This is a genomic window from Pseudarthrobacter siccitolerans (assembly GCF_030823375.1).
Classification (GTDB): domain Bacteria; phylum Actinomycetota; class Actinomycetes; order Actinomycetales; family Micrococcaceae; genus Arthrobacter; species Arthrobacter siccitolerans_A.
Genome location: NZ_JAUSXB010000001.1, coordinates 2,439,734 through 2,462,959 on the forward strand (window position 1 = coordinate 2,439,734; position 23,226 = coordinate 2,462,959).

10 protein-coding genes and 5 rRNA genes are annotated in these 23,226 nt (G+C 61.3%); 5 read left to right on the forward strand and 10 right to left on the reverse strand.

Annotation, left to right across the window (positions count from 1 at the left end):
* Nucleotides 1-8: 8 nt before the first annotated feature.
* The 4 genes from QFZ36_RS11420 (at nt 9) to QFZ36_RS11435 (ending at nt 5,450) form a co-directional block, all read left to right on the forward strand.
* On the forward strand, nt 9-1,976 hold the full coding sequence (locus QFZ36_RS11420; protein ID WP_306636545.1) for an FAD/NAD(P)-binding protein: 1,968 nt from the start codon (nt 9-11) through the stop codon (nt 1,974-1,976).
* A gap of 156 nt (nt 1,977-2,132) precedes the next feature.
* Nucleotides 2,133-2,603 (forward strand): GNAT family N-acetyltransferase, encoded by a 471-nt coding sequence (locus QFZ36_RS11425; protein ID WP_306639182.1) that lies wholly within the window; start codon nt 2,133-2,135, stop codon nt 2,601-2,603.
* Nucleotides 2,604-2,651: 48 nt separating this feature from the next.
* A complete protein-coding gene (locus QFZ36_RS11430) occupies nt 2,652-4,388 on the forward strand; it encodes a helicase HerA-like domain-containing protein (RefSeq protein WP_306636547.1) in 1,737 nt (578 codons plus the stop codon).
* 69 nt (nt 4,389-4,457) lie between these two features.
* Nucleotides 4,458-5,450 carry a hypothetical protein gene (locus QFZ36_RS11435; protein ID WP_306639184.1) on the forward strand — a complete coding sequence of 331 codons (993 nt, stop codon included), beginning with the start codon at nt 4,458-4,460 and terminating at the stop codon, nt 5,448-5,450.
* 158 nt (nt 5,451-5,608) lie between these two features.
* Here QFZ36_RS11435 and QFZ36_RS11440 read toward each other — a convergent pair whose 3' ends face one another.
* The 7 genes from QFZ36_RS11440 to QFZ36_RS11470 all read right to left on the reverse strand — a co-directional run bounded on the left by QFZ36_RS11440 (nt 5,609) and on the right by QFZ36_RS11470 (nt 17,264).
* Entirely contained in the window at nt 5,609-5,992 is a 384-nt protein-coding gene (locus QFZ36_RS11440; protein WP_306636549.1) for an endonuclease domain-containing protein, read from the reverse strand.
* Nucleotides 5,993-6,679: 687 nt separating this feature from the next.
* Nucleotides 6,680-8,728 carry an NHL domain-containing thioredoxin family protein gene (locus QFZ36_RS11445; protein ID WP_306636551.1) on the reverse strand — a complete coding sequence of 683 codons (2,049 nt, stop codon included), beginning with the start codon at nt 8,726-8,728 and terminating at the stop codon, nt 6,680-6,682.
* Nucleotides 8,728-10,884, reverse strand: coding sequence for a cytochrome c oxidase assembly protein (locus QFZ36_RS11450; protein ID WP_306636553.1), 2,157 nt, complete (start codon nt 10,882-10,884; stop codon nt 8,728-8,730). Before QFZ36_RS11450 ends, QFZ36_RS11445 begins: the two co-directional genes overlap by 1 nt.
* 118 nt (nt 10,885-11,002) lie before the next feature.
* Entirely contained in the window at nt 11,003-11,290 is a 288-nt protein-coding gene (locus QFZ36_RS11455) for an HU family DNA-binding protein (RefSeq protein WP_306636555.1), read from the reverse strand.
* A gap of 432 nt (nt 11,291-11,722) precedes the next feature.
* A 5S ribosomal RNA gene (rrf, locus tag QFZ36_RS11460) occupies nt 11,723-11,839 on the reverse strand.
* Nucleotides 11,840-12,074: 235 nt separating this feature from the next.
* Nucleotides 12,075-15,200, reverse strand: a 23S ribosomal RNA gene (locus tag QFZ36_RS11465).
* 538 nt (nt 15,201-15,738) lie between these two features.
* Nucleotides 15,739-17,264, reverse strand: a 16S ribosomal RNA gene (locus QFZ36_RS11470).
* Together the 16S, 23S and 5S rRNA genes form the textbook arrangement of a ribosomal RNA operon.
* Before the next feature lie 750 nt (nt 17,265-18,014).
* On the opposite strand from QFZ36_RS11470, the gene QFZ36_RS11475 reads away from it, so the two are divergent.
* A complete protein-coding gene (locus tag QFZ36_RS11475; protein ID WP_373427038.1) occupies nt 18,015-18,683 on the forward strand; it encodes a nucleotidyltransferase domain-containing protein in 669 nt (222 codons plus the stop codon).
* Between the two features lie 299 nt (nt 18,684-18,982).
* Here the strand turns inward: QFZ36_RS11475 and QFZ36_RS11480 are convergent, their stop codons facing one another.
* From QFZ36_RS11480 to QFZ36_RS11490, 3 genes are all read right to left on the reverse strand, one after another.
* Nucleotides 18,983-19,417 (reverse strand): DUF5956 family protein, encoded by a 435-nt coding sequence (locus QFZ36_RS11480; RefSeq protein ID WP_306636557.1) that lies wholly within the window; start codon nt 19,415-19,417, stop codon nt 18,983-18,985.
* 275 nt (nt 19,418-19,692) lie between these two features.
* A 5S ribosomal RNA gene (gene rrf, locus QFZ36_RS11485) occupies nt 19,693-19,809 on the reverse strand.
* Between the two features lie 235 nt (nt 19,810-20,044).
* Nucleotides 20,045-23,170: ribosomal RNA gene (locus tag QFZ36_RS11490) — 23S ribosomal RNA — on the reverse strand.
* Nucleotides 23,171-23,226 lie beyond the last annotated feature (56 nt).

Consider the following 23,226-nt stretch of genomic DNA (forward strand, 5'->3'; position numbering starts at 1 on the left):
GAGCACCCATGCCAGCGAACATCCCGGCCGTCGTCTTCGTCGGCGGCGGACCCCGCACGGCCGGAGTGCTGGAGCGGCTCGCCGCGAACCGTCCGGAGCTCTTCAGCGGCCCGCTGGAGATCCACGTCGTGGAGCCGCACGTTCCGGGCTCGGGCCGCATCTGGCGCTATGACCAGCACCCTGGCCTCCTGCTCAATTCCATGGCAGCGGACATCACCATGTACACCGATGCTTCTGTGGCCTGCGAGGGCCCGGCCAGCCAGGGACCGAACCTGGCCGAATGGGCCGCGGGCGTGGTGGACGGGTCCATCACGGATGTTCCGGACTTTCCCAGCGCCCTGCGCGAACAGCTCCGCTCGCTCACCGGCGCCACGTTCCCTACCCGCCAGCTGCAAAGCCAGTACCTGGAGTGGTTCTTCCGGCGGGCAGCACGGTCCCTGGGGCGAGACGTTACGGTCCACCGGACCACGGCGGTGGGTGTCAGGCAGGTCCGCGAGCCCGAAGCTGAAACCGCCGCCAGTCCCTCCGCCTACCTTGTGGAGCTGGCCAACGGCCGGACCCTGCGGGCCGACGTCGTCGTCACTGCCCTGGGCCACACCGACTCCCGTCCGGGCGCCGCCTCGGACGCCTGGACCGACTTCGCCGGGCGGCACGACGGCTACCACGCGGCACCCAGCTACACCACCGACGTCGACTACTCACCCATCGCGCCCGGCCAGGACGTCATTGTCGCCGGCATGGGCCTGGCCTTCGTTGACCTGCTGGTCCTCCTGATGGAGGGCCGGGGCGGGCGGTTCGTTGAAAGGTCCGACGGCGGGCTTCGCTACCTTCCCTCCGGCCGGGAACCGAAGCTGTGGGCCGGTTCGCGCCGGGGAGTGCCGTACCATTCGAAGATTTCAGCAACGCTGCGGGGCGAGGCACCCGGCCCGCTGCGGTTCCTCACCCCGGCCGCCGTGGAGGCCCTGCTGGCGCAGCACGAAGAACTGGATTTCCACCGGGACCTGTGGCCGCTGATCGCCAAGGAGGCCGGGTACGGCTATTACCGTGAGCTGCTGACCGGCAACCCCGCCCGCGCCGCCATGGACTGGGACGAATTCGCCGCCCGGTACTCCGGCCTGGACTGGTACAGCCCCGCCCGGGAGGAACTCGTCGCCGCTGCCTTTCCGGACGCTAGCCTGCACCTCGACCTGGAGCGGCTGGACCGCCCCTTCGCCGGCCACCGCTTTGCCGGCCACCAGGAGGTGCAGGATGCGGTGGTTGGATACATCGAGCACGATCTTGCCCTCCGGGACAGCCCCGACCACCCCGAAACCCTGGCCCTTTTCCTGGCCCTGCTGCACGTCTACATGGAAGTGGGCCGCGTGGTCCCGCCGGAGCGCCTCAACTCCAGGTCGCAGCAGACGGTCCACGGCTGGTGGCACGGGTTCTTCAGTTTTGTGGACTCGGGACCGCCGCCGCACCGCCTGCGCCAAATGCTTGCACTGCACCGCGCCGGACTGCTCCAGTTCCTCGGCCCGGACCTTGAGGTGACCACGGACGAGTCCACAGGCCTCTTCCACGGCAGCTCGCTCCAGTCCGGTACGTCCGTAGCAGCGAAGGCACTGATCGAAGCCCGCCTGCCGTCACCCACGGTGGCGCGCTCACTCAACCCGCTGCTTGAATCCCTGCACAAAACGGGCCTGGGCACTGAGCAACAGCTGCTGACCGCCGACGGGATCCATTCCACCGGCAAACTCCTGATCTCGTCCGGGCACCAGCTGGTGAACCCCGAAGGGGTGCCGCAGCCTGCACTGTTCGGCGTGGGCCCGGGCACCTCCGGCTGGGGCGCGGGCGCGTTCGCCCGTCCGGGCACCAACGCCGCGCCCTTCCGCGAAAATGACGCCCTGGCCCGCACCATCCTCACCACCGCCAGTGGCCTCGCCGCACAACCATCCGCCACACTGTCCACAGAACCAGCCGCCGTCGGAAAGAACTGAACCGTGACCGCAGAACCTGACCTCAGGCGCGAGCCTTTAGAAACCGCGGGCCAGCCCCTCAATGCTGGGCTCCAGCCCCTGGATGCTGAACGCGGGCCGCTCGCCAATCGGCCGCGGCCGCTTGACCCGGATGTCCTGACGGTCCTCAACCTCCCGATGCAGGATCCCCGGGTGCGGCCGCTGCTGGACGAACTGGCGGTCGAGTATGACATGCGTTATGGCGACCTGTTCGGCCGGGAGGGAGCGGCAGAGGAACTGAACCGCTACCCGGCCGAAGAGTTCGCGGGACCCGGCGGGGCCTTGCTGGTGATCCAGGAGAACGGCGAATCCATCGCCGGCGGAGCCTTCCGCCGGTACGACGACGCCACCGCCGAGTTGAAGCGGATCTGGACACACTCGGCCCACCGCCGCCGCGGCCTGGCCCGGCTGGTGCTGGCCGAGCTGGAAGCGTTGGCAGTGCGCCGCGGGTACACCCGGCTCTACCTCACCACCGGTCCACGCCAGCCCGAAGCCAAGCACCTTTACCTGACCACCGGTTACGAGCCGCAATTCGACCTGGACGCCGACCCGGAAACGATCAAGTTCCTCGCCTTCACCAAGGACCTTTCCGGACACCTGCAGAACTGAGTGTGGTCCCGCCCACACGTCGCGCGGAGCCGCGGCTAAGCTAGCCGAATGGCCAACAAAACCACAGCAGAGAAGCTTGCCACCATCCAGAAGGGGTACACGCTGGAAGGGGCCGCCATCGAGCTGGGCGCCGCCATCGTGGACGGCGAGCTCCACAAGGAGGCGCAGGTCCGGCTGCCGTTGGCCATGATGAACCGGCACGGCCTGGTGGCCGGTGCCACCGGCACCGGCAAAACCGTCACGCTGCACATGATGGCGGAACAGCTGTCCAATGCCGGTGTGCCCGTCTTCCTCGCGGACATCAAGGGCGACCTGTCCGGGCTCGCCACCGCCGCCGCCGGAAGTGACAAACTCAAGGCCCGCACGGAAAGCATCGGGCAAGCGTGGCAGGGCAGGACCTACCCCGTGGAATTCCTCGCCCTGGGCGGGGACGGCAATGGCATTCCGGTCCGGGCAACGGTGTCCTCCTTCGGGCCCATCCTGCTCTCGCGCATCATGGAGCTGAACGACACCCAGGAATCAAGCCTGCAACTGGTGTTCTACTTCGCGGACAAAAACGGCCTGGAACTGATCGACCTGAAGGACCTGCGGGCCGTTATCCAGTTCCTGACCTCGGACGAGGGCAAGGACCAGCTGGAAGAGCTCGGCGGGCTGTCCAAGGCCACCGCGGGCGTGATCCTGCGCGAACTGGTGAACCTTGAGGCCCAGGGGCTGGAAAAGTTCTTCGGCGAACCGGAGTTCGATACCGCCGAGTTGCTGCGCACCGCCCCGGACGGCCGCGGCGTGGTCACCTGCCTGGAACTGCCCACCCTGCAGACCAAGCCCATGCTCTTCTCCACCTTCCTGATGTGGCTGCTCGCCGACCTCTTCGAGGACCTGCCCGAGGCCGGCGACCTCGACAAACCCAAGCTGGTGTTCTTCCTGGACGAGGCCCACCTCCTGTTCAACGGCGCCTCAAAGGCATTCCTGGCGGCGATCACCACCACCGTCCGGCTCATCCGGTCCAAGGGCGTGGGCATCTTCTTCGTCACCCAGACCCCCAAGGACGTCCCGGCCGATGTGCTGGGGCAGCTGGCCAACCGGGTGCAGCATGCCCTGCGTGCCTTCACGCCGGAGGACTCAAAGGCACTTAAGGCGACGGTTTCCACGTTCCCGGTCAGCGACTACGACCTCGAAGAGACGCTCACCTCTGCGGGCATTGGTGAGGCCGTCGTCACCGTGATGAACGAGAAGGGCGCTCCCACTCCGGTGGCGCTCACAAGGCTGCGCGCCCCCGAATCCCTGATGGGGCCCAGCGCCGAGGACCTGGTCCGCAGCACGGTGGCCGGGTCCGCGTTGCTGGGGAAGTACGGGACGGCGGTGGACAACCCCTCGGCCTACGAGAAGCTCACGGGCACGGCGGCGGCTTCCACCGGGCCCGCCGCCCCCGGCCAGCCGCCTGTTCCGGGCTCCGGTGTTCCCGGTTCCGGTGCCGGCGGCAGCCTGGATGTTGATGCCGAGGCCCGCCGCATTGAAGAGGAGATTCTTGGCCGGCCCAGCAGCAGGCCGGCACCTTCCACCAGGACCAGTGCGCCCCGCACCCGGGATGAAGAGCCGCAGGTTTCCCGGCAGCAGTCCCGTTCCCAGGACGCGGGCGGGGACGGGATGATGGGCGACCTCGGCGGTGTGCTTGGCGGGGCACTCGGAGGCGGGCTAAAGAGCATGGCCAGGTCTATCGGAACGCAGCTGGGACGTGAGCTCCTTCGGGGTGTTTTCGGCACGTCGTCCCGGCGCCGCCGCCGCTGAGAGGTACCGCAGCCGGCTGACTCAACTGCCGTCGTCGGGCGCGGGGCAGGTAACGTATTGAACGTGCAGATGAGTCAAGCGTTGGTGAGGATAGCGGCCGGATGGCTGCTGGGCCTCATGCTTGCCGTGGCCGCTGCCATTGTTGCCGTGAACCTGGTGAACAACACTGTGGCCAGTCCGCAGCAGCCGGTGCGTGAGTATTTGGACGCGCTGCGAAGCGGAGACGGCGGCAAGGCGCTGGGGCTCCTGCGGGCCACGGTACCGCCCAGCAACGCCGCCCTGCTGGACGGCACGGCGCTGCAGAGCGCCGCTTCCCGTATCGCCAACGTGAACATCGGCGAGGCCGAGGAACGCCCGGGCGGCCAGGTGACGGTACCCATGGAATACACCATTGACGGCAGCCGCCTCCGCACGGATTTCCAGCTGCAGAAAAGCGGAACCGAGTGGATCTTCTTCAACACGTGGGCGTTTGTCCCGTCCCGGCTGCCCACTGTTGACGTCTCGGTGGTCAACTCACCCACGGCCACCGTCAACGGCGTGGACGTGAACATGCCCAACGGCCGGAACTCGTTCGCGGTCTTTTATCCGGGCGAGTACGAGGCCACGGTGAACGGTGAGTACTTCTCTGCTTCCGCCACCCGCGCCACCGTTACTGCCCGCGACGCCCCGGTGGCCCCGCTCAACCTGCTGACCCAGGCCACGGACGACCTGAAGAAGGACGTGGCCGCGAAGGTCAGGGAATTCCTGGACGGCTGCGCTGCCCAGGCGGTCAAGGAGCAGAAGCTCCAGCCGGATTGCCCCTTCTACTACGCCAGCAACAACCGGGTCCAGGACGGCAGCATCAAGTGGTCCGTCACGGAATACCCCAACGTCTCCATTGAACCGTTCGACGGGCGCTGGGTGGTGGCGCCGCTGGACGGCAAGGCCAAGGTGGAGGCCCTCCAGCAGAACCTGTTCACCGGAGCTTGGTATCCCTTGGACGAAGAGGTGGACTTCAGCTTCACCACCCGGCTGGACGTCTCCGGGGATGCCATCAAGGTCACGCCGCTCCTGAGCTTCTAGGCCTTCCTTCCCGAGGCTGGTTCCGATTCACCCGTTCTCTGGGCATGGGGCGTCACGCAGGGCCCGCTTTTAGCCTTCTACCTGGAAACCGCCCCCGGAAATCAGGGGTTTCCTTTCACTGGGTGCTTCAAAAGCGTGCTCCCGGTGACGCGCAGCTGCTAACGCCGCCGGCCGAGCACCGCCAAAACTTCATCAACCATGGCTTTGGGCCGATGCACCACATCCGAGTAGTAGTACCGGAGTGCCGTGTATCCCTGGACCACGGATTCATTGTTCCGCCGGTGGTCCTTCTTAACCTGCTTCCAGTCGGCGTGGTGCCTGCCATCCAGCTCAACCACCAGCCAGCCGTTCAGCAGTAGGTCAACGTACCCCACCCGCTCCAGGTAAACCTGAGGTTGAACAGTGATTCCCGCCTGACGGAAGTACGTCCGTGCCAGCGTTTCGAGGAGGGAGTCCGCGCCTCGGTCAATCCAATGCAGGACCGCCCGCGCCTTACCGTTGCGCCGGCCCGGAAGCCGCTGGCGAAGGAACTCAACAGTCATGTCCCCCCGGGCAACAGCGCACTCCACCATGACCAAGGACTCGGCGAATGGGAGGCACCGCAGGGCGTGTATGAGAACATCGGCAAGGGCTGCAACAGGACGGTATGCGCAAGGCGGAAGCAGCAGTCCGGCGTGGTGGATAGCTTCGCCCCTGACAGCCGCTTCCCTCCGGTGATAAACGTGCCGGGGTCCCACAGACGAAAGGCACCAGAGGCTGTAGTGTGCTGCAGCGCTGGAGCATGTCAGCAGTTCCCGGTTCCGCAGCACCGCAACCAGCCCGGCAGGCGCCGTCGGAAGCGCATAAAGTCCGCGCTCTGGCTGCAAAAGTCCACCGCGGACAGCCCGGCGAAGGGCTGCATCATCCACACCAAGCCGGGCGAGCGCGGGCCGGCGAGCAGCCCCGCCGCAACACTCCAAAGCCTGTGAGATTTCCATGTGGCCATGGTGGCTGCATCCGCAAGTGTTCGGCAGCGGCGAACTGCTGTATGTGGATATTGAGGACTCCGGCCCAAGCCGCCAGACGTGTCACTGTAGGCATCCTTTTGGGCCTTCTCAGGGCCTGAGGCCCCGCTAAATCAGGGCTTACAAGCGGCACTACGCCAAAAGGCTGCCGCCCGTGACGCTTTAGTCGCGGGCGGCAGCCTGTTCAGTTCAACTGCGACAGCAGATCAACCGCAAGCCGGCAGGCTAGTCCATGCCGCGCAGGTCCAGCACCAGTTCGGTATCGCCGTCTGCCTGCAGCAGCACAGGGATACCCCAGTCCTGCTGGTAGAGGTGGCAGGCCGCGTGGTCCGGGATCTCGCCGTCCTCGGTTTCCGGGCCGTCGCATGCTGCAGCGCGGGCGGTGATGTGGAGGACGCCCTCCGGCACATCGGAGGACAGCTCAAGGGTGCGCAGGAGGCCCACCGAGGTTCCGCCGCCGGACACCAGCAGCTCGGGCGGCGTGGAGGAGATCTTCAGCTGGGTGGGATCGCCCCAGCGGTCATCCAGTTTCTGGCCGGTGGGGGCGGTGAAACGGACCGTCAGCTCCAGCGGCCCCGGGGCTACCGGGCTCTTGGGCCGGTGGGTCTGTGACGCGCCTTCATCCACCTGCTGGGCTTCCTTGGGGATGGGCACGTACACGAGCTGGTGCTGGTTGGCTTCCACCACCACCAGCAGCGGCTCGGAGCCCGCCGACTGCGTATGGTCCACGATCACGTCGGAGGGCTCGAGCAGCCCCCGCGCCAGGGTGGATACAGTGCCGTTGGAGGGGTCGTAGCGGCGGACGGCACCGTTGTAGGTGTCCGCGATCGCCACCGAGCCATCAGGCAGGACGGTCACGCCCAGGGGGTGCTGCAGCCGGGCTTCGGCCGCGGGGCCGTCCCGGAAGCCGAAGTCGAACAGGCCCTTGCCCACGGCGGACTCCACGGTGACGGTCCCGTCGTCGCCAATCACCAGCTTGCGCAGTGCTGAGGTTTCGGAGTCAGCCACCCAGATGTTGCCGTCGGCGTCCTCTGCCAGCCCGGAGGGCTGCGCGAACCAGGCCTCATGCGCGGGCCCGTTCAGCAGGCCCTCCAGTCCGTTGCCGGCAACGATGGACACGGCACCGGTCAGCGGGTCAAAGCTGAAGATCTGGTGCGTACCGGCCATCGCGACCACCACGGCATTGAGCTTCCTGGACCATACGAGATCCCACGGCGAGCTCAGCGAGACCTCGAGCGGGTGTTCACTCAACCGGCCGGTGAATCCGGCAGCGTCCTCATCCACCCGCGCCGGTCCGGTTTCAAGCAGGCGCTGCACGCCGTTACCAGCCACCGTGGAGGCCTTGCCGTCCGTGAGCGAAAGACCGCGGAGCCGGTGGTTGACCGAGTCTGCAATCACGACGTCGTAGCCCGCCTTCGCAGCCACGTCTTCCGGCAGGAGGACCAGGCCCTGGGGCTCGTTGAACCGGGCGGCGGCGTCGTCACCGGCGGCGGGTCCGTCCACGTGGCCTTTGGTGCCGGAGCCGTAGGTTCCCAGGACGGTCTGGAAGTCCGTGCCCAGTTCCACCAGGCGGTGGTGGCCGGTATCGGTGACCAGCCAGGAACCATGTGCCGCTGCACCGTTGGTGGCTGAACCGGACGCCGAACCGGACCCCGCGGCACCTGCCGCACTGCCGCCGTCGGACGTTCCCTGTGGTGCTGAACCGCGACCGGCGGGAAGGAACAAGGCCTTGCCGGGGAAGCGCAGCGTGCCGGAGGTGGGCTCGGGCGCGACATAGGGGCCGGAGCCGCGGTGGAGCGTACCCTTGGCTTCGTGCTCCGCGATGAGCTCGGGGATCAGGACCGCGAGTCCATCCGCGTGGCCCTCGCCGGAGAGGTGCGCCACGATGTAGCCCTCGGGGTCGATGACCACCAGGGTTGGCCAGGCGCGGGCCGTGTAGGCCTTCCAGGTCTCCAGCTCCGGGTCATCCAGGACAGGATGGTGGATCTCGTAGCGCTCCACGGCTGCTGCCAGCGCCACCGGGTCTGCCTCATGCTCGAACTTGGGCGAGTGAACGCCCACGGTGACCAGGACGTCGGAGTACTGTTCCTCGAGCGGCCGCAGCTCGTCCAGGACGTGCAGGCAGTTGATGCAGCAGAAAGTCCAGAAGTCCAGCAGCACAATCTTGCCGCGGAGGGCTTCGAGGTCCAGTGATTTGCCGCCGGTGTTCAACCAGTTACGGCCCACCAGTTCGGAGGCTCGGACCCGGAGGTGGGTGCGTACGGTTTCGCTCATCAGCGTCCTTCCAGCTTGTTTCGTTCTGCCAGCCTGGCGTCGCGTTCAGCCAATTTGGCAAACATATCGTTATAAGCGGTGAGATCGGCGTCGTTATTCCTGTCCGCCGCCCGGTCCACGCGTTTGGTTTCCCGCTGATCGGACCGGGACCACATGATGGCCACGCCGATGGCCACCAGGAGTGTGGGCACCTCGCCGATGCCCCAGGCAACGGCCCCGCCGGTCTGCTGGTCCAGCAGGGCGGACTGTCCCCAGGCACGGCCCAGGTTGCCGAAATAGTCGGCGGCCAGGAGGTTGGTGCCGCCCATGATGGCCACCCCGAAGAAGGCGTGGAAGCCCATGGTGGCCAGGAGCAGCAGCAACCGCATCGGATACGGCGCACGGCGCGGCAGCGGGTCCGTGCCGATCATGCTCAGGATGAAGATGTAGCCTGTCAGCAGGAAGTGCAGGATCATCAGTTCGTGCCCCACGTGCTCCCGCATGGCGAACCCGAACAGGTCCGAGTAATAGAACAGCACGATCGAGCCGGCGAAATTGGCGGCGGCAAAAAGCGGATGCGTGACCACCTGGGAGAACCTGGAGTGCACAAATACCAGCAGCCACTCGCGGGGGCCGCGCGAACCGTCTCCGCGGGGAGGCAGTGCACGCAGGGCAAGCGTCACCGGTGCGCCGAGGACCAGGAAGATGGGCGCCACCATGGTCAGCGCCATGTGGTCCACCATGTGCGCGGAGAACAGTACGCGGCCATAGACCGACGGCGGCCCGGACGTGATGTAGGTGAGCACCAGCAGGCCAATCACCCAGTTCACTGACCGGAACCACTGCCATTTGTCCCCGCGGCGGTAGACCCTGGCGATACCGAGGAAGTAGGATACCAGCCCGAACAGTGCCACAGCGATCCACAGCCAGTCCAGACGCCACTCGGTCAGCCAGCGCCCCGGAGTCAGCTCCGGGGGAAGCTCGTAGCCGCTGAGGATGAAGGCTGGTGAAGCATCGGGGGCGAACGTGGTGGGCTGGGGCGGCGCCGACCGGCCCAGTGCCACGGCCACACCTGACGTTGCGCCCATCACCAGGAATTCAGCCAGGACCAGCTGCCACAGGACCCGCCGCGAGGACATAGTGGAACCCTTCGCACCCAGTTGCGGGATGACCCACTGCCGGTGCATCAGGCCGATTCCGCCCAACACCACGGTGGCGGCCGCCTTGGCCAGAATCAGCTGGCCATAGGAGGAACCAACAAGGTCGCCCCAGTTGGTGATCCGGATGCTCGCGTTGATGATGCCCGACGCGAAAACCAGCACGAAGGCGAAGCCCGCCAGTGCCGAGAACCTGCGGAGTGTTGCCTCGGTGATGTCAGTTGAAGCGCCTGCTTTGGTGCCGGTGAGGATCCCGGACAGGAGCGCCAGGATGATGATGCCTCCCACCCAGGTGCTGACGCCGACCAGGTGCAGGCCGAGGGAGTTGATGGCGCCCTCGTGGTCGGAGGAGCTTGATGAGTGTCCGATAAGGGCCGTCGGCACCAGGCCGATGAGGGCCAGGATCAATGTCAACGCCAGCCCGCCCAGGGACCTGACCCCGAACAGTGCAGTTGTCACCACGGCGGCAATGATGGTGACAGCGAGCCAGGCCCGGCCCGTCTCGATGTCCGTCATGAAGTAGACCAGAGCCTGTGTGAACTGCGCGTCGCCGGAGATTGCCTGGCCTGCCACGTCTGCGTATGTGAGCACCAGGACGGAGATGGCGGACAGGGTCCACGCGGCACCCGCCGCAGCTGCAATGGCCACTACGCGGGTGAAGGCCGGATGTTCTGCGTCCTCGGCGCCGGCACCCATCTGGCGCCTGCTGTGGCGGGCCAGGCTCTTCGGGAGGATGCCTACGGCGAAAATGAGGCCGCCGATGACGGTGGCCGCTGAGATGTTGTGGATGGCCTTGGCGACGGGGAGGCCCCAGCGGACCAGTGCGCCGGGGTCCGAGACCTCACGGGCGGCAGCTGCGCCGGAGAAGAGGAGTGCCGCCGCAAGGGCCAGGAAGAGTGCACCCAGGCCTGCCAGCTGCCATGCGCTTGAGACACCCACGGCGCCGTTGCCCTGCCCCGGCGTTCCCTTGCCGGGAGCTGGCGGGGTTGTTGTGGATTGGGGTTTTGCGGCGGAAGGCACCTATCCATTGTCCGTCACCGCTGCCCGGGCCGCGAATCGGCTTAAAAGCTAAAGGGGCGGCAACCATGTGGTTGCCGCCCCTTGTCCATCCCGGTTCTGAATCCGGGAGGAAGAAGCTTTACTTCTTGTTGGAGACAGCAGCCTTCAGCTTGGAGCCGGCGGTCAGCTTGACGCTGTGGCCAGCCGCGATCTGGATGGTCTCACCCGTCTGCGGGTTACGGCCGGTGCGAGCTGCACGGTCGGTGCGCTCGACGGCGAGCCAGCCCGGGATGGTGATCTTCTCGCCCGAGGCGACAGAAGTCTCGAAAACCTCGAACAGTGCGTCGAGGACGGAGTTGACGGCTGCCTGGCTGGTGCCGGCCTTGCCCGCTACCTCTGCAACAAGTTCACTACGGTTCTTAGCCATTTATGTCCTCCTGGACGGTCATGATTCTGGAGCCTGCACGCGGCATGCGCACAAGCCACTGTTCGAAAACTTACCAGCTTGGGCCGCCCTGGTCCGCAAATTCCCCGTGTTTCCGCGACTTTTTGAGGTTAATCACCAGATTCTTAGGGATTTCCGGCCCGCTTTGGCGGCAAAGGCCGGCCTTGCCGCAGTTCCCGGACACCCTTCCCCGGCGACGCTCTCTCACTTCCTGCGGCCCCTCGGGCAACGCCCCATCACATCCTGCGGCCCCTCAGGCAACGCTCCCGCAGTGAAGGCGGTGCGACGGCGGTGCTGCCGCAGGCGGTGCGGGAGGGGCCGCCGGCGCGCCCCTGGTGCCCTGCGTGTGGGGGTGTTTGTTGTTAAATGCGGGAGGCCCCAACCAGTGCTGGTTGGGGCCTCGACCTAATAGTTGTCCGGCGGTGACCTACTCTCCCACACCCTCCCGGGTGCAGTACCATCGGCGCTGTGGGTCTTAGCTTCCGGGTTCGGAATGGGACCGGGCGTTTCCCCCACGCTATGACCGCCGTAACCCTTCTACCCGTCACACACCCTTTGCGGGGTGGTGTGGGAAATCTGTGGTTACAACATGTTCTGCAGTGATGCAGCAGTGGTGTTGTTATTCAATTGTGTGTTCCCGTGGCAACGAAACCATTGGTTTGGTTTGTTGTTTGGGAACCACATAGTGGACGCAAGCAGTCTTGTTTCTTTTTACCATCACCTGGTGTGAACGTCTTTCGAAGAGTCCGTTCACGGTGCATGGTGTGTGGTGTAAGTTATCGGCCTATTAGTACCGGTCAGCTTCACGAGTCGTTAGTCCTCGCTTCCACATCCGGCCTATCAACCCAGTGGTCTGGCTGGGGGCCTCTCACACACAAGGTGTATGGAAATCTCATCTTGAAGCGAGCTTCCCGCTTAGATGCTTTCAGCGGTTATCCCATCCGAACGTAGCTAATCAGCGGTGCACTTGGCAGTACAACTGACACACCAGAGGTTCGTCCGTCCCGGTCCTCTCGTACTAAGGACAGCCCTTCTCAAATTTCCTGCGCGCGCAGCGGATAGGGACCGAACTGTCTCACGACGTTCTAAACCCAGCTCGCGTACCGCTTTAATGGGCGAACAGCCCAACCCTTGGGACCTACTCCAGCCCCAGGATGCGACGAGCCGACATCGAGGTGCCAAACCATGCCGTCGATATGGACTCTTGGGCAAGATCAGCCTGTTATCCCCGAGGTACCTTTTATCCGTTGAGCGACGGCCATTCCACAATGTACCGCCGGATCACTAGTCCCGACTTTCGTCCCTGCTCGAGATGTCTCTCTCACAGTCAAGCTCCCTTGTGCACTTACACTCGACACCTGATTGCCAACCAGGCTGAGGGAACCTTTGGGCGCCTCCGTTACTTTTTAGGAGGCAACCGCCCCAGTTAAACTACCCATCAGGCACTGTCCCTGACCCGGATTACGGGCCGAAGTTAGATGTCCAAAGTGACCAGAGTGGTATTTCAACGATGACTCCACCCGAACTGGCGTCCGGGCTTCAACGTCTCCCACCTATCCTACACAAGCCACTCCGAACACCAATACCAAACTATAGTAAAGGTCTCGGGGTCTTTCCGTCCTGCTGCGCGTAACGAGCATCTTTACTCGTACTGCAATTTCGCCGAGTTTATGGTTGAGACAGCGGGGAAGTCGTTACTCCATTCGTGCAGGTCGGAACTTACCCGACAAGGAATTTCGCTACCTTAGGATGGTTATAGTTACCACCGCCGTTTACTGGGGCTTAAATTCTCAGCTTCGCCGTGAGGCTAACCGGTCCTCTTAACCTTCCAGCACCGGGCAGGAGTCAGTCCGTATACATCGTCTTGCGACTTCGCACGGACCTGTGTTTTTAGTAAACAGTCGCTTCCCCCTGGTCTCTGCGGCCCCGATCCCCTCCGGACAGCTTGTGTCCATCAAGGTTGGGGCCCCCCTTCTCCCGAAGTTACGGGGGCATTTTGCCGAGTTCCTTAACCATAATTCTCTCGATCGCCTTAGTATTCTCTACCTGATCACCTGTGTCGGTTTGGGGTACGGGCGGCTAAAACCTCGCGTCGATGCTTTTCTCGGCAGCATAGGATCACCAAATCCCCCCAAACGGGGGTCCCATCAGATCTCAGGCATCATGAACAGCGGATTTGCCTACCGTTCGCCCTACATCCTTAGACCGGGACAACCATCGCCCGGCTCGGCTACCTTCCTGCGTCACACCTGTTAATACGCTTGCCTCCCAGGATCAGGTCCTGCGCTCCACCAAAACCCTCACACCACAAGGGTGATCGGGCAGGTCTCGGGCAGTTAGTATCCCCTGTTCAGCATGGGCGGTTTTTCGCCGGTACGGGAATATCAACCCGTTGTCCATCGACTACGCCTGTCGGCCTCGCCTTAGGTCCCGACTTACCCAGGGCAGATTAGCTTGACCCTGGAACCCTTGATCATTCGGCGGACGGGTTTCTCACCCGTCTTTCGCTACTCATGCCTGCATTCTCACTCGTGTAGGCTCCACCGCTGGTTTACACCGCGACTTCACCGCCCACACGACGCTCCCCTACCCATCCAGACGCCTGAACCACAAGGGCTTAGCAAAAATCTGAATGCCACAACTTCGGCGGTGTACTTGAGCCCCGCTACATTGTCGGCGCGGAATCACTTGACCAGTGAGCTATTACGCACTCTTTTAAGGATGGCTGCTTCTAAGCCAACCTCCTGGTTGTCTGGGCAACTCCACATCCTTTCCCACTTAGCACACGCTTAGGGGCCTTAGTTGGTGGTCTGGGCTGTTTCCCTCTCGACTATGAAGCTTATCCCCCACAGTCTCACTGCTGCGCTCTCACTTACCGGCATTCGGAGTTTGGCTGACGTCAGTAACCTTGTAGGGCCCATTAGCCATCCAGTAGCTCTACCTCCAGCAAGAAACACGCAACGCTGCACCTAAATGCATTTCGGGGAGAACCAGCTATCACGAAGTTTGATTGGCCTTTCACCCCTACCCACAGCTCATCCCCTCCATTTTCAACTGAAGTGGGTTCGGTCCTCCACGACGTCTTACCGTCGCTTCAACCTGGCCATGGGTAGATCACTTCGCTTCGGGTCTAGATCACGCCACTGCAACGCCCTATTCAGACTCGCTTTCGCTACGGCTTCCCCACACGGGTTAACCTCGCGACGTAACACTAACTCGCAGGCTCATTCTTCAAAAGGCACGCCGTCACAACTACTAAGGTTGCTCCGACGGATTGTAAGCACACGGTTTCAGGTACTGTTTCACTCCCCTCCCGGGGTACTTTTCACCTTTCCCTCACGGTACTGGTCCGCTATCGGTCATTAGGGAGTATTTAGGCTTATCAGGTGGTCCTGACAGATTCACACGGGATTTCTCGGGCCCCGTGCTACTTGGGATACTCTCCAGGCGGTACACAACATTACGGTTACGGGGCTCACACCCTCTCTGGCCGGCCTTTCAAGACCGTTCACCTATGCCTGCACATCACACCCCACTGTCCCGGCAGAGACAGAACGGAAAGTCCCACAACCCCGACCATGCAACGCCCGCCGGCTATCACACATGGAACGGTTTAGCCTGATCCGCGTTCGCTCGCCACTACTAACGGAATCACTATTGTTTTCTCTTCCTGCGGGTACTGAGATGTTTCACTTCCCCGCGTTCCCTCCACGCACCCTATGTGTTCAGATGCGGGTCACCAGATCACTCGCGCGTCTGGCGGGGTTTCCCCATTCGGACACCCTGGGATCACAGTCCGGTTATCGACTCCCCCAGGCTTATCGCAGATTCCTACGTCCTTCTTCGGCTCCTAATGCCAAGGCATCCACCGTGTGCTCTTAAAAACTTGACCACAAAAGATCAAAAAACTAATTCACGAGAGAACCACGAAAACCAACCACACCCAACAACCACCAACCCCCAAAAAGAGGCCAGTCATCACCAAGCGCAGCCAGATCCAGGTTCATATTCTTGGAAATTGCTTCTTATAAAAGATGCTCGCGTCCACTATGTAGTTCTCAAACAACAACCCCAAACCACACACCCCACACAACAACCCCCGAAAGGGCCTCCGCGCATGATCGGTGCAGCCAGGAAACCAGAAACAAACAAACCCAGGGGAACCACAGCCAAAGCCACGAACAACCCCCGGCCCTGTTGCCTCAGGACCCAACAGTGTGCCAAACACTAAACCACCCGCACCCCAACCCCGCCGTTCCAGGACACCAAAGCATCCGTACTAGACAAGAAAGAAACACAAGCAGCCGCTATTCGTTGATATTCCACCCATGAGCACCCGCCGCAGAACTTGCGTCTGCGCAACGGGCTTTTACTCCTGACAAACCCCCACACCACATACATGGCATGAACAATCCGTAGGTGCTCCTTAGAAAGGAGGTGATCCAGCCGCACCTTCCGGTACGGCTACCTTGTTACGACTTAGTCCCAATCGCCAGTCCCACCTTCGACAGCTCCCTCCCACAAGGGGTTAGGCCACCGGCTTCGGGTGTTACCAACTTTCGTGACTTGACGGGCGGTGTGTACAAGGCCCGGGAACGTATTCACCGCAGCGTTGCTGATCTGCGATTACTAGCGACTCCGACTTCATGGGGTCGAGTTGCAGACCCCAATCCGAACTGAGACCGGCTTTTTGGGATTAGCTCCACCTCACAGTATCGCAACCCTTTGTACCGGCCATTGTAGCATGCGTGAAGCCCAAGACATAAGGGGCATGATGATTTGACGTCGTCCCCACCTTCCTCCGAGTTGACCCCGGCAGTCTCCTATGAGTCCCCACCATCACGTGCTGGCAACATAGAACGAGGGTTGCGCTCGTTGCGGGACTTAACCCAACATCTCACGACACGAGCTGACGACAACCATGCACCACCTGTAAACCGACCGCAAGCGGGGCACCTGTTTCCAGGCGTTTCCGGTTCATGTCAAGCCTTGGTAAGGTTCTTCGCGTTGCATCGAATTAATCCGCATGCTCCGCCGCTTGTGCGGGCCCCCGTCAATTCCTTTGAGTTTTAGCCTTGCGGCCGTACTCCCCAGGCGGGGCACTTAATGCGTTAGCTACGGCGCGGAAAACGTGGAATGTCCCCCACACCTAGTGCCCAACGTTTACGGCATGGACTACCAGGGTATCTAATCCTGTTCGCTCCCCATGCTTTCGCTCCTCAGCGTCAGTTAATGCCCAGAGACCTGCCTTCGCCATCGGTGTTCCTCCTGATATCTGCGCATTTCACCGCTACACCAGGAATTCCAGTCTCCCCTACATCACTCTAGTCTGCCCGTACCCACCGCAGATCCGGAGTTGAGCCCCGGACTTTCACGGCAGACGCGACAAACCGCCTACGAGCTCTTTACGCCCAATAATTCCGGATAACGCTTGCGCCCTACGTATTACCGCGGCTGCTGGCACGTAGTTAGCCGGCGCTTCTTCTGCAGGTACCGTCACTTTCGCTTCTTCCCTACTGAAAGAGGTTTACAACCCGAAGGCCGTCATCCCTCACGCGGCGTCGCTGCATCAGGCTTGCGCCCATTGTGCAATATTCCCCACTGCTGCCTCCCGTAGGAGTCTGGGCCGTGTCTCAGTCCCAGTGTGGCCGGTCACCCTCTCAGGCCGGCTACCCGTCGTCGCCTTGGTGAGCCATTACCTCACCAACAAGCTGATAGGCCGCGAGTCCATCCAAAACCACAAAAAAGCTTTCCACCAACCACCATGCGATGATCAGTCATATCCGGTATTAGACCCAGTTTCCCAGGCTTATCCCAGAGTTAAGGGCAGGTTACTCACGTGTTACTCACCCGTTCGCCACTAATCCCCCCAGCAAGCTGGAGATCATCGTTCGACTTGCATGTGTTAAGCACGCCGCCAGCGTTCATCCTGAGCCAGGATCAAACTCTCCGTTGAAGAAAAACAGACACAACCCCCAGCCCCGGGAAAACGGGACCAAAAGCTGCACAAAATTTGAAACCAGCTGTAAAAACCAGACCACCCACAGGGGCGGGCAGCCCGGCAAATCCAACCAATTTAATAAAAAATCGGTATCAACAAACTTGGCACACTATTGAGTTCTCAAACAACAGACACACCCGACACCACCCAAACCAAACATTCAGGATCGCTCCGGAGCAACTTTTCAAACTTACCCGACCCGCACCAGCTTTGCAAATCAACGTTTCCGCGATTACCAGCATCGAACGATCAGCCCCACCCGAACCGGCACGCCCAAAAGCGAACCATTTTCCAGGCCATTTGAAGAAGGGGGTTGGCCGCAAACTTTCCGCATCAGCGGCGGCGACTCAGAAAACAATACACGCCCACACACCAACCCGCAAATCCACCCCCACCCCACCCCCACACCCCCCAAAACCCCCAAAAAACAAGGAATTTCAGGGGCGCGCAGCGCACCGAAAGGCGCCAGTCCCCCGACAAGGCGCCTTATGTACTAGCTCACATTCGCTTGTCGACCCAAGTCAGCGCCAAAATCATCACCTCGGAGCTCGAGGGTCCAGCAAGTAGACGTTAAGACGCCTCGCGTGCCGGCTGCCATCCAGCGATTGGCCTGATGGGGCACACTGGGACGCATGACTACGCCCTTCAGCGAACGCCCTGCGGTCCCAGGGTCATCGAGCGTGTATTCATCTGGCGCGGGCCTACGTGGAAGAGCACCATCCCCGTGCCTCCGCGTCTGTTCTGGGAGGAAGCGCGGCCGCCGGCACTGCGTCATCGACGTCCGATCTCGACATCGCCCTTCTGTATCCGAGCGGACATGCGAACTATGCCGCGACGACCCGATACCGCGGGTGGCTAGTTGAGGAGTTCGTGCACACAGAGGAGAGTCTGGACTTTTGGTATCAAAAGGAAGCACTGGAAAGACGGCCAGTTATCGCCGATCTGTGCGCCCGTGGAATTCTTCTCACAGACAACGGCGTAGGCGCGGAGTGGCAGATGCGCGCGCGTGAACAAATGACTCGGGGTCCGCTGCCCCTGGGCCATGACGAACGTGACCTTCGCCGTTACAACTTGAGTGCCCTTATCGACGACCTGGTGGGCAGCGGAGACGACGCCGAGACATTCGCCTTGGCATCGGACGTCTTCCACGGAACGGCTGACCTGTTCCTTATGGAGAGCGGCAGTTGGCTTGGCGCCGGCAAATGGGTCGTCCGTCGCCTCCACCTCAATGGCAGCGACCTGGCGCTCCGCTTATGCATTTGGGCAGGAGACCCAGGCCGGAATGACGCTTCTCTCGTTGAACTCGCGCGAGAGGTACTGGAATTGTCGGGCGGTTACCTTCAAGAGGGATTTCTTCGGGGCAAACGCGCCTAACCCCGCTACGACGTTATGCGCGGTCAGCAAGACCTCCAATGCCGTGATGCAGCGCCTCGCGGGCTCTCGAAGTAAGTTGAACGAGCAGCTCGCCGGAGGAATCCTTGGGGCAGCCAAGGCTTCGGCCAGAAGCGCGGTTCCGTCCAGCACGGCATCTCTCCTCGGTCCCCGATATGCCTCGCGCCAGGTGTTGATGGGCATTGCTTAAGGTTGAATGTGCCGGCTCAGTGACAAAGTTCACCTACGATGATGCTCCTATAGGCGCCAAACCCCCGGGCTCGAGGGATCAGCCCCATTCGTTAGGAGTAGAAACTTTGAACAACTCCTTGAATCAGGGGGCGCCAGTTGACTGGGTGAGGTGATGCTTGTGCTGGGCTGGTGGCGTTGATGGCCTCGTGGAGATCACGGTGAAACGCGTCGGCAGACTCGTAAGCCTCGGGTACACGGATAAACCAGCGATAGCCTCGAGGCCTCGCTGGAATCCCTGCATCAGCCAGATAATCGTCTACGGAATCATCTACAACTTTGCGGTCGGCTGCTGTAAAGACTTCTTCCAACTGTTCGGTCACTCCGTCCCGAATACAAGTCATGGAAACGGCGCGACCAACGTCCGAGTTGGGGAAACGGCGCAAATTCTGGGGACCAGCTGCCCAACCAATCAACGCGTCCCACCCGGTCTCATCCAACTCAGTCCATCGGTCGGAGGGCTCGGCTACCGCGATGCTTTCCCACATGATCTCCTCCTCCACGTCGAACGTGCGGGTTACGCAGCCCGTTCCAACAGGATCCCATCATGGCGGCCAGCCGGGCGGAGCGGAAGCTGATGGAGCGTCTCTGTATTGATCGCGGAGGTGATGGAGCGTCCACCGTTGCCGGTGCGACGGCGGTGCTGCCGCAGGCGGTGCGGGAGGGGCCGCCGGCGCGCCCCTGGTGCCCTGCGTGTGGGGGTGTTTGTTGTTAAATGCGGGAGGCCCCAACCAGTGCTGGTTGGGGCCTCGACCTAATAGTTGTCCGGCGGTGACCTACTCTCCCACACCCTCCCGGGTGCAGTACCATCGGCGCTGTGGGTCTTAGCTTCCGGGTTCGGAATGGGACCGGGCGTTTCCCCCACGCTATGACCGCCGTAACCCTTCTACCCGTCACACACCCTTTGCGGGGTGGTGTGGGAAATCTGTGGTTACAACATGTTCTGCAGTGATGCAGCAGTGGTGTTGTTATTCAATTGTGTGTTCCCGTGGCAACGAAACCATTGGTTTGGTTTGTTGTTTGGGAACCACATAGTGGACGCAAGCAGTCTTGTTTCTTTTTACCATCACCTGGTGTGAACGTCTTTCGAAGAGTCCGTTCACGGTGCATGGTGTGTGGTGTAAGTTATCGGCCTATTAGTACCGGTCAGCTTCACGAGTCGTTAGTCCTCGCTTCCACATCCGGCCTATCAACCCAGTGGTCTGGCTGGGGGCCTCTCACACACAAGGTGTATGGAAATCTCATCTTGAAGCGAGCTTCCCGCTTAGATGCTTTCAGCGGTTATCCCATCCGAACGTAGCTAATCAGCGGTGCACTTGGCAGTACAACTGACACACCAGAGGTTCGTCCGTCCCGGTCCTCTCGTACTAAGGACAGCCCTTCTCAAATTTCCTGCGCGCGCAGCGGATAGGGACCGAACTGTCTCACGACGTTCTAAACCCAGCTCGCGTACCGCTTTAATGGGCGAACAGCCCAACCCTTGGGACCTACTCCAGCCCCAGGATGCGACGAGCCGACATCGAGGTGCCAAACCATGCCGTCGATATGGACTCTTGGGCAAGATCAGCCTGTTATCCCCGAGGTACCTTTTATCCGTTGAGCGACGGCCATTCCACAATGTACCGCCGGATCACTAGTCCCGACTTTCGTCCCTGCTCGAGATGTCTCTCTCACAGTCAAGCTCCCTTGTGCACTTACACTCGACACCTGATTGCCAACCAGGCTGAGGGAACCTTTGGGCGCCTCCGTTACTTTTTAGGAGGCAACCGCCCCAGTTAAACTACCCATCAGGCACTGTCCCTGACCCGGATTACGGGCCGAAGTTAGATGTCCAAAGTGACCAGAGTGGTATTTCAACGATGACTCCACCCGAACTGGCGTCCGGGCTTCAACGTCTCCCACCTATCCTACACAAGCCACTCCGAACACCAATACCAAACTATAGTAAAGGTCTCGGGGTCTTTCCGTCCTGCTGCGCGTAACGAGCATCTTTACTCGTACTGCAATTTCGCCGAGTTTATGGTTGAGACAGCGGGGAAGTCGTTACTCCATTCGTGCAGGTCGGAACTTACCCGACAAGGAATTTCGCTACCTTAGGATGGTTATAGTTACCACCGCCGTTTACTGGGGCTTAAATTCTCAGCTTCGCCGTGAGGCTAACCGGTCCTCTTAACCTTCCAGCACCGGGCAGGAGTCAGTCCGTATACATCGTCTTGCGACTTCGCACGGACCTGTGTTTTTAGTAAACAGTCGCTTCCCCCTGGTCTCTGCGGCCCCGATCCCCTCCGGACAGCTTGTGTCCATCAAGGTTGGGGCCCCCCTTCTCCCGAAGTTACGGGGGCATTTTGCCGAGTTCCTTAACCATAATTCTCTCGATCGCCTTAGTATTCTCTACCTGATCACCTGTGTCGGTTTGGGGTACGGGCGGCTAAAACCTCGCGTCGATGCTTTTCTCGGCAGCATAGGATCACCAAATCCCCCCAAACGGGGGTCCCATCAGATCTCAGGCATCATGAACAGCGGATTTGCCTACCGTTCGCCCTACATCCTTAGACCGGGACAACCATCGCCCGGCTCGGCTACCTTCCTGCGTCACACCTGTTAATACGCTTGCCTCCCAGGATCAGGTCCTGCGCTCCACCAAAACCCTCACACCACAAGGGTGATCGGGCAGGTCTCGGGCAGTTAGTATCCCCTGTTCAGCATGGGCGGTTTTTCGCCGGTACGGGAATATCAACCCGTTGTCCATCGACTACGCCTGTCGGCCTCGCCTTAGGTCCCGACTTACCCAGGGCAGATTAGCTTGACCCTGGAACCCTTGATCATTCGGCGGACGGGTTTCTCACCCGTCTTTCGCTACTCATGCCTGCATTCTCACTCGTGTAGGCTCCACCGCTGGTTTACACCGCGACTTCACCGCCCACACGACGCTCCCCTACCCATCCAGACGCCTGAACCACAAGGGCTTAGCAAAAATCTGAATGCCACAACTTCGGCGGTGTACTTGAGCCCCGCTACATTGTCGGCGCGGAATCACTTGACCAGTGAGCTATTACGCACTCTTTTAAGGATGGCTGCTTCTAAGCCAACCTCCTGGTTGTCTGGGCAACTCCACATCCTTTCCCACTTAGCACACGCTTAGGGGCCTTAGTTGGTGGTCTGGGCTGTTTCCCTCTCGACTATGAAGCTTATCCCCCACAGTCTCACTGCTGCGCTCTCACTTACCGGCATTCGGAGTTTGGCTGACGTCAGTAACCTTGTAGGGCCCATTAGCCATCCAGTAGCTCTACCTCCAGCAAGAAACACGCAACGCTGCACCTAAATGCATTTCGGGGAGAACCAGCTATCACGAAGTTTGATTGGCCTTTCACCCCTACCCACAGCTCATCCCCTCCATTTTCAACTGAAGTGGGTTCGGTCCTCCACGACGTCTTACCGTCGCTTCAACCTGGCCATGGGTAGATCACTTCGCTTCGGGTCTAGATCACGCCACTGCAACGCCCTATTCAGACTCGCTTTCGCTACGGCTTCCCCACACGGGTTAACCTCGCGACGTAACACTAACTCGCAGGCTCATTCTTCAAAAGGCACGCCGTCACAACTACTAAGGTTGCTCCGACGGATTGTAAGCACACGGTTTCAGGTACTGTTTCACTCCCCTCCCGGGGTACTTTTCACCTTTCCCTCACGGTACTGGTCCGCTATCGGTCATTAGGGAGTATTTAGGCTTATCAGGTGGTCCTGACAGATTCACACGGGATTTCTCGGGCCCCGTGCTACTTGGGATACTCTCCAGGCGGTACACAACATTACGGTTACGGGGCTCACACCCTCTCTGGCCGGCCTTTCAAGACCGTTCACCTATGCCTGCACATCACACCCCACTGTCCCGGCAGAGACAGAACGGAAAGTCCCACAACCCCGACCATGCAACGCCCGCCGGCTATCACACATGGAACGGTTTAGCCTGATCCGCGTTCGCTCGCCACTACTAACGGAATCACTATTGTTTTCTCTTCCTGCGGGTACTGAGATGTTTCACTTCCCCGCGTTCCCTCCACGCACCCTATGTGTTCAGATGCGGGTCACCAGATCACTCGCGCGTCTGGCGGGGTTTCCCCATTCGGACACCCTGGGATCACAGTCCGGTTATCGACTCCCCCAGGCTTATCGCAGATTCCTACGTCCTTCTTCGGCTCCTAATGCCAAGGCATCCACCGTGTGCTCTTAAAAACTTGACCACAAAAGATCAAAAAACTAATTCACGAGAGAACCACGAAAACCAACCACACCCAAC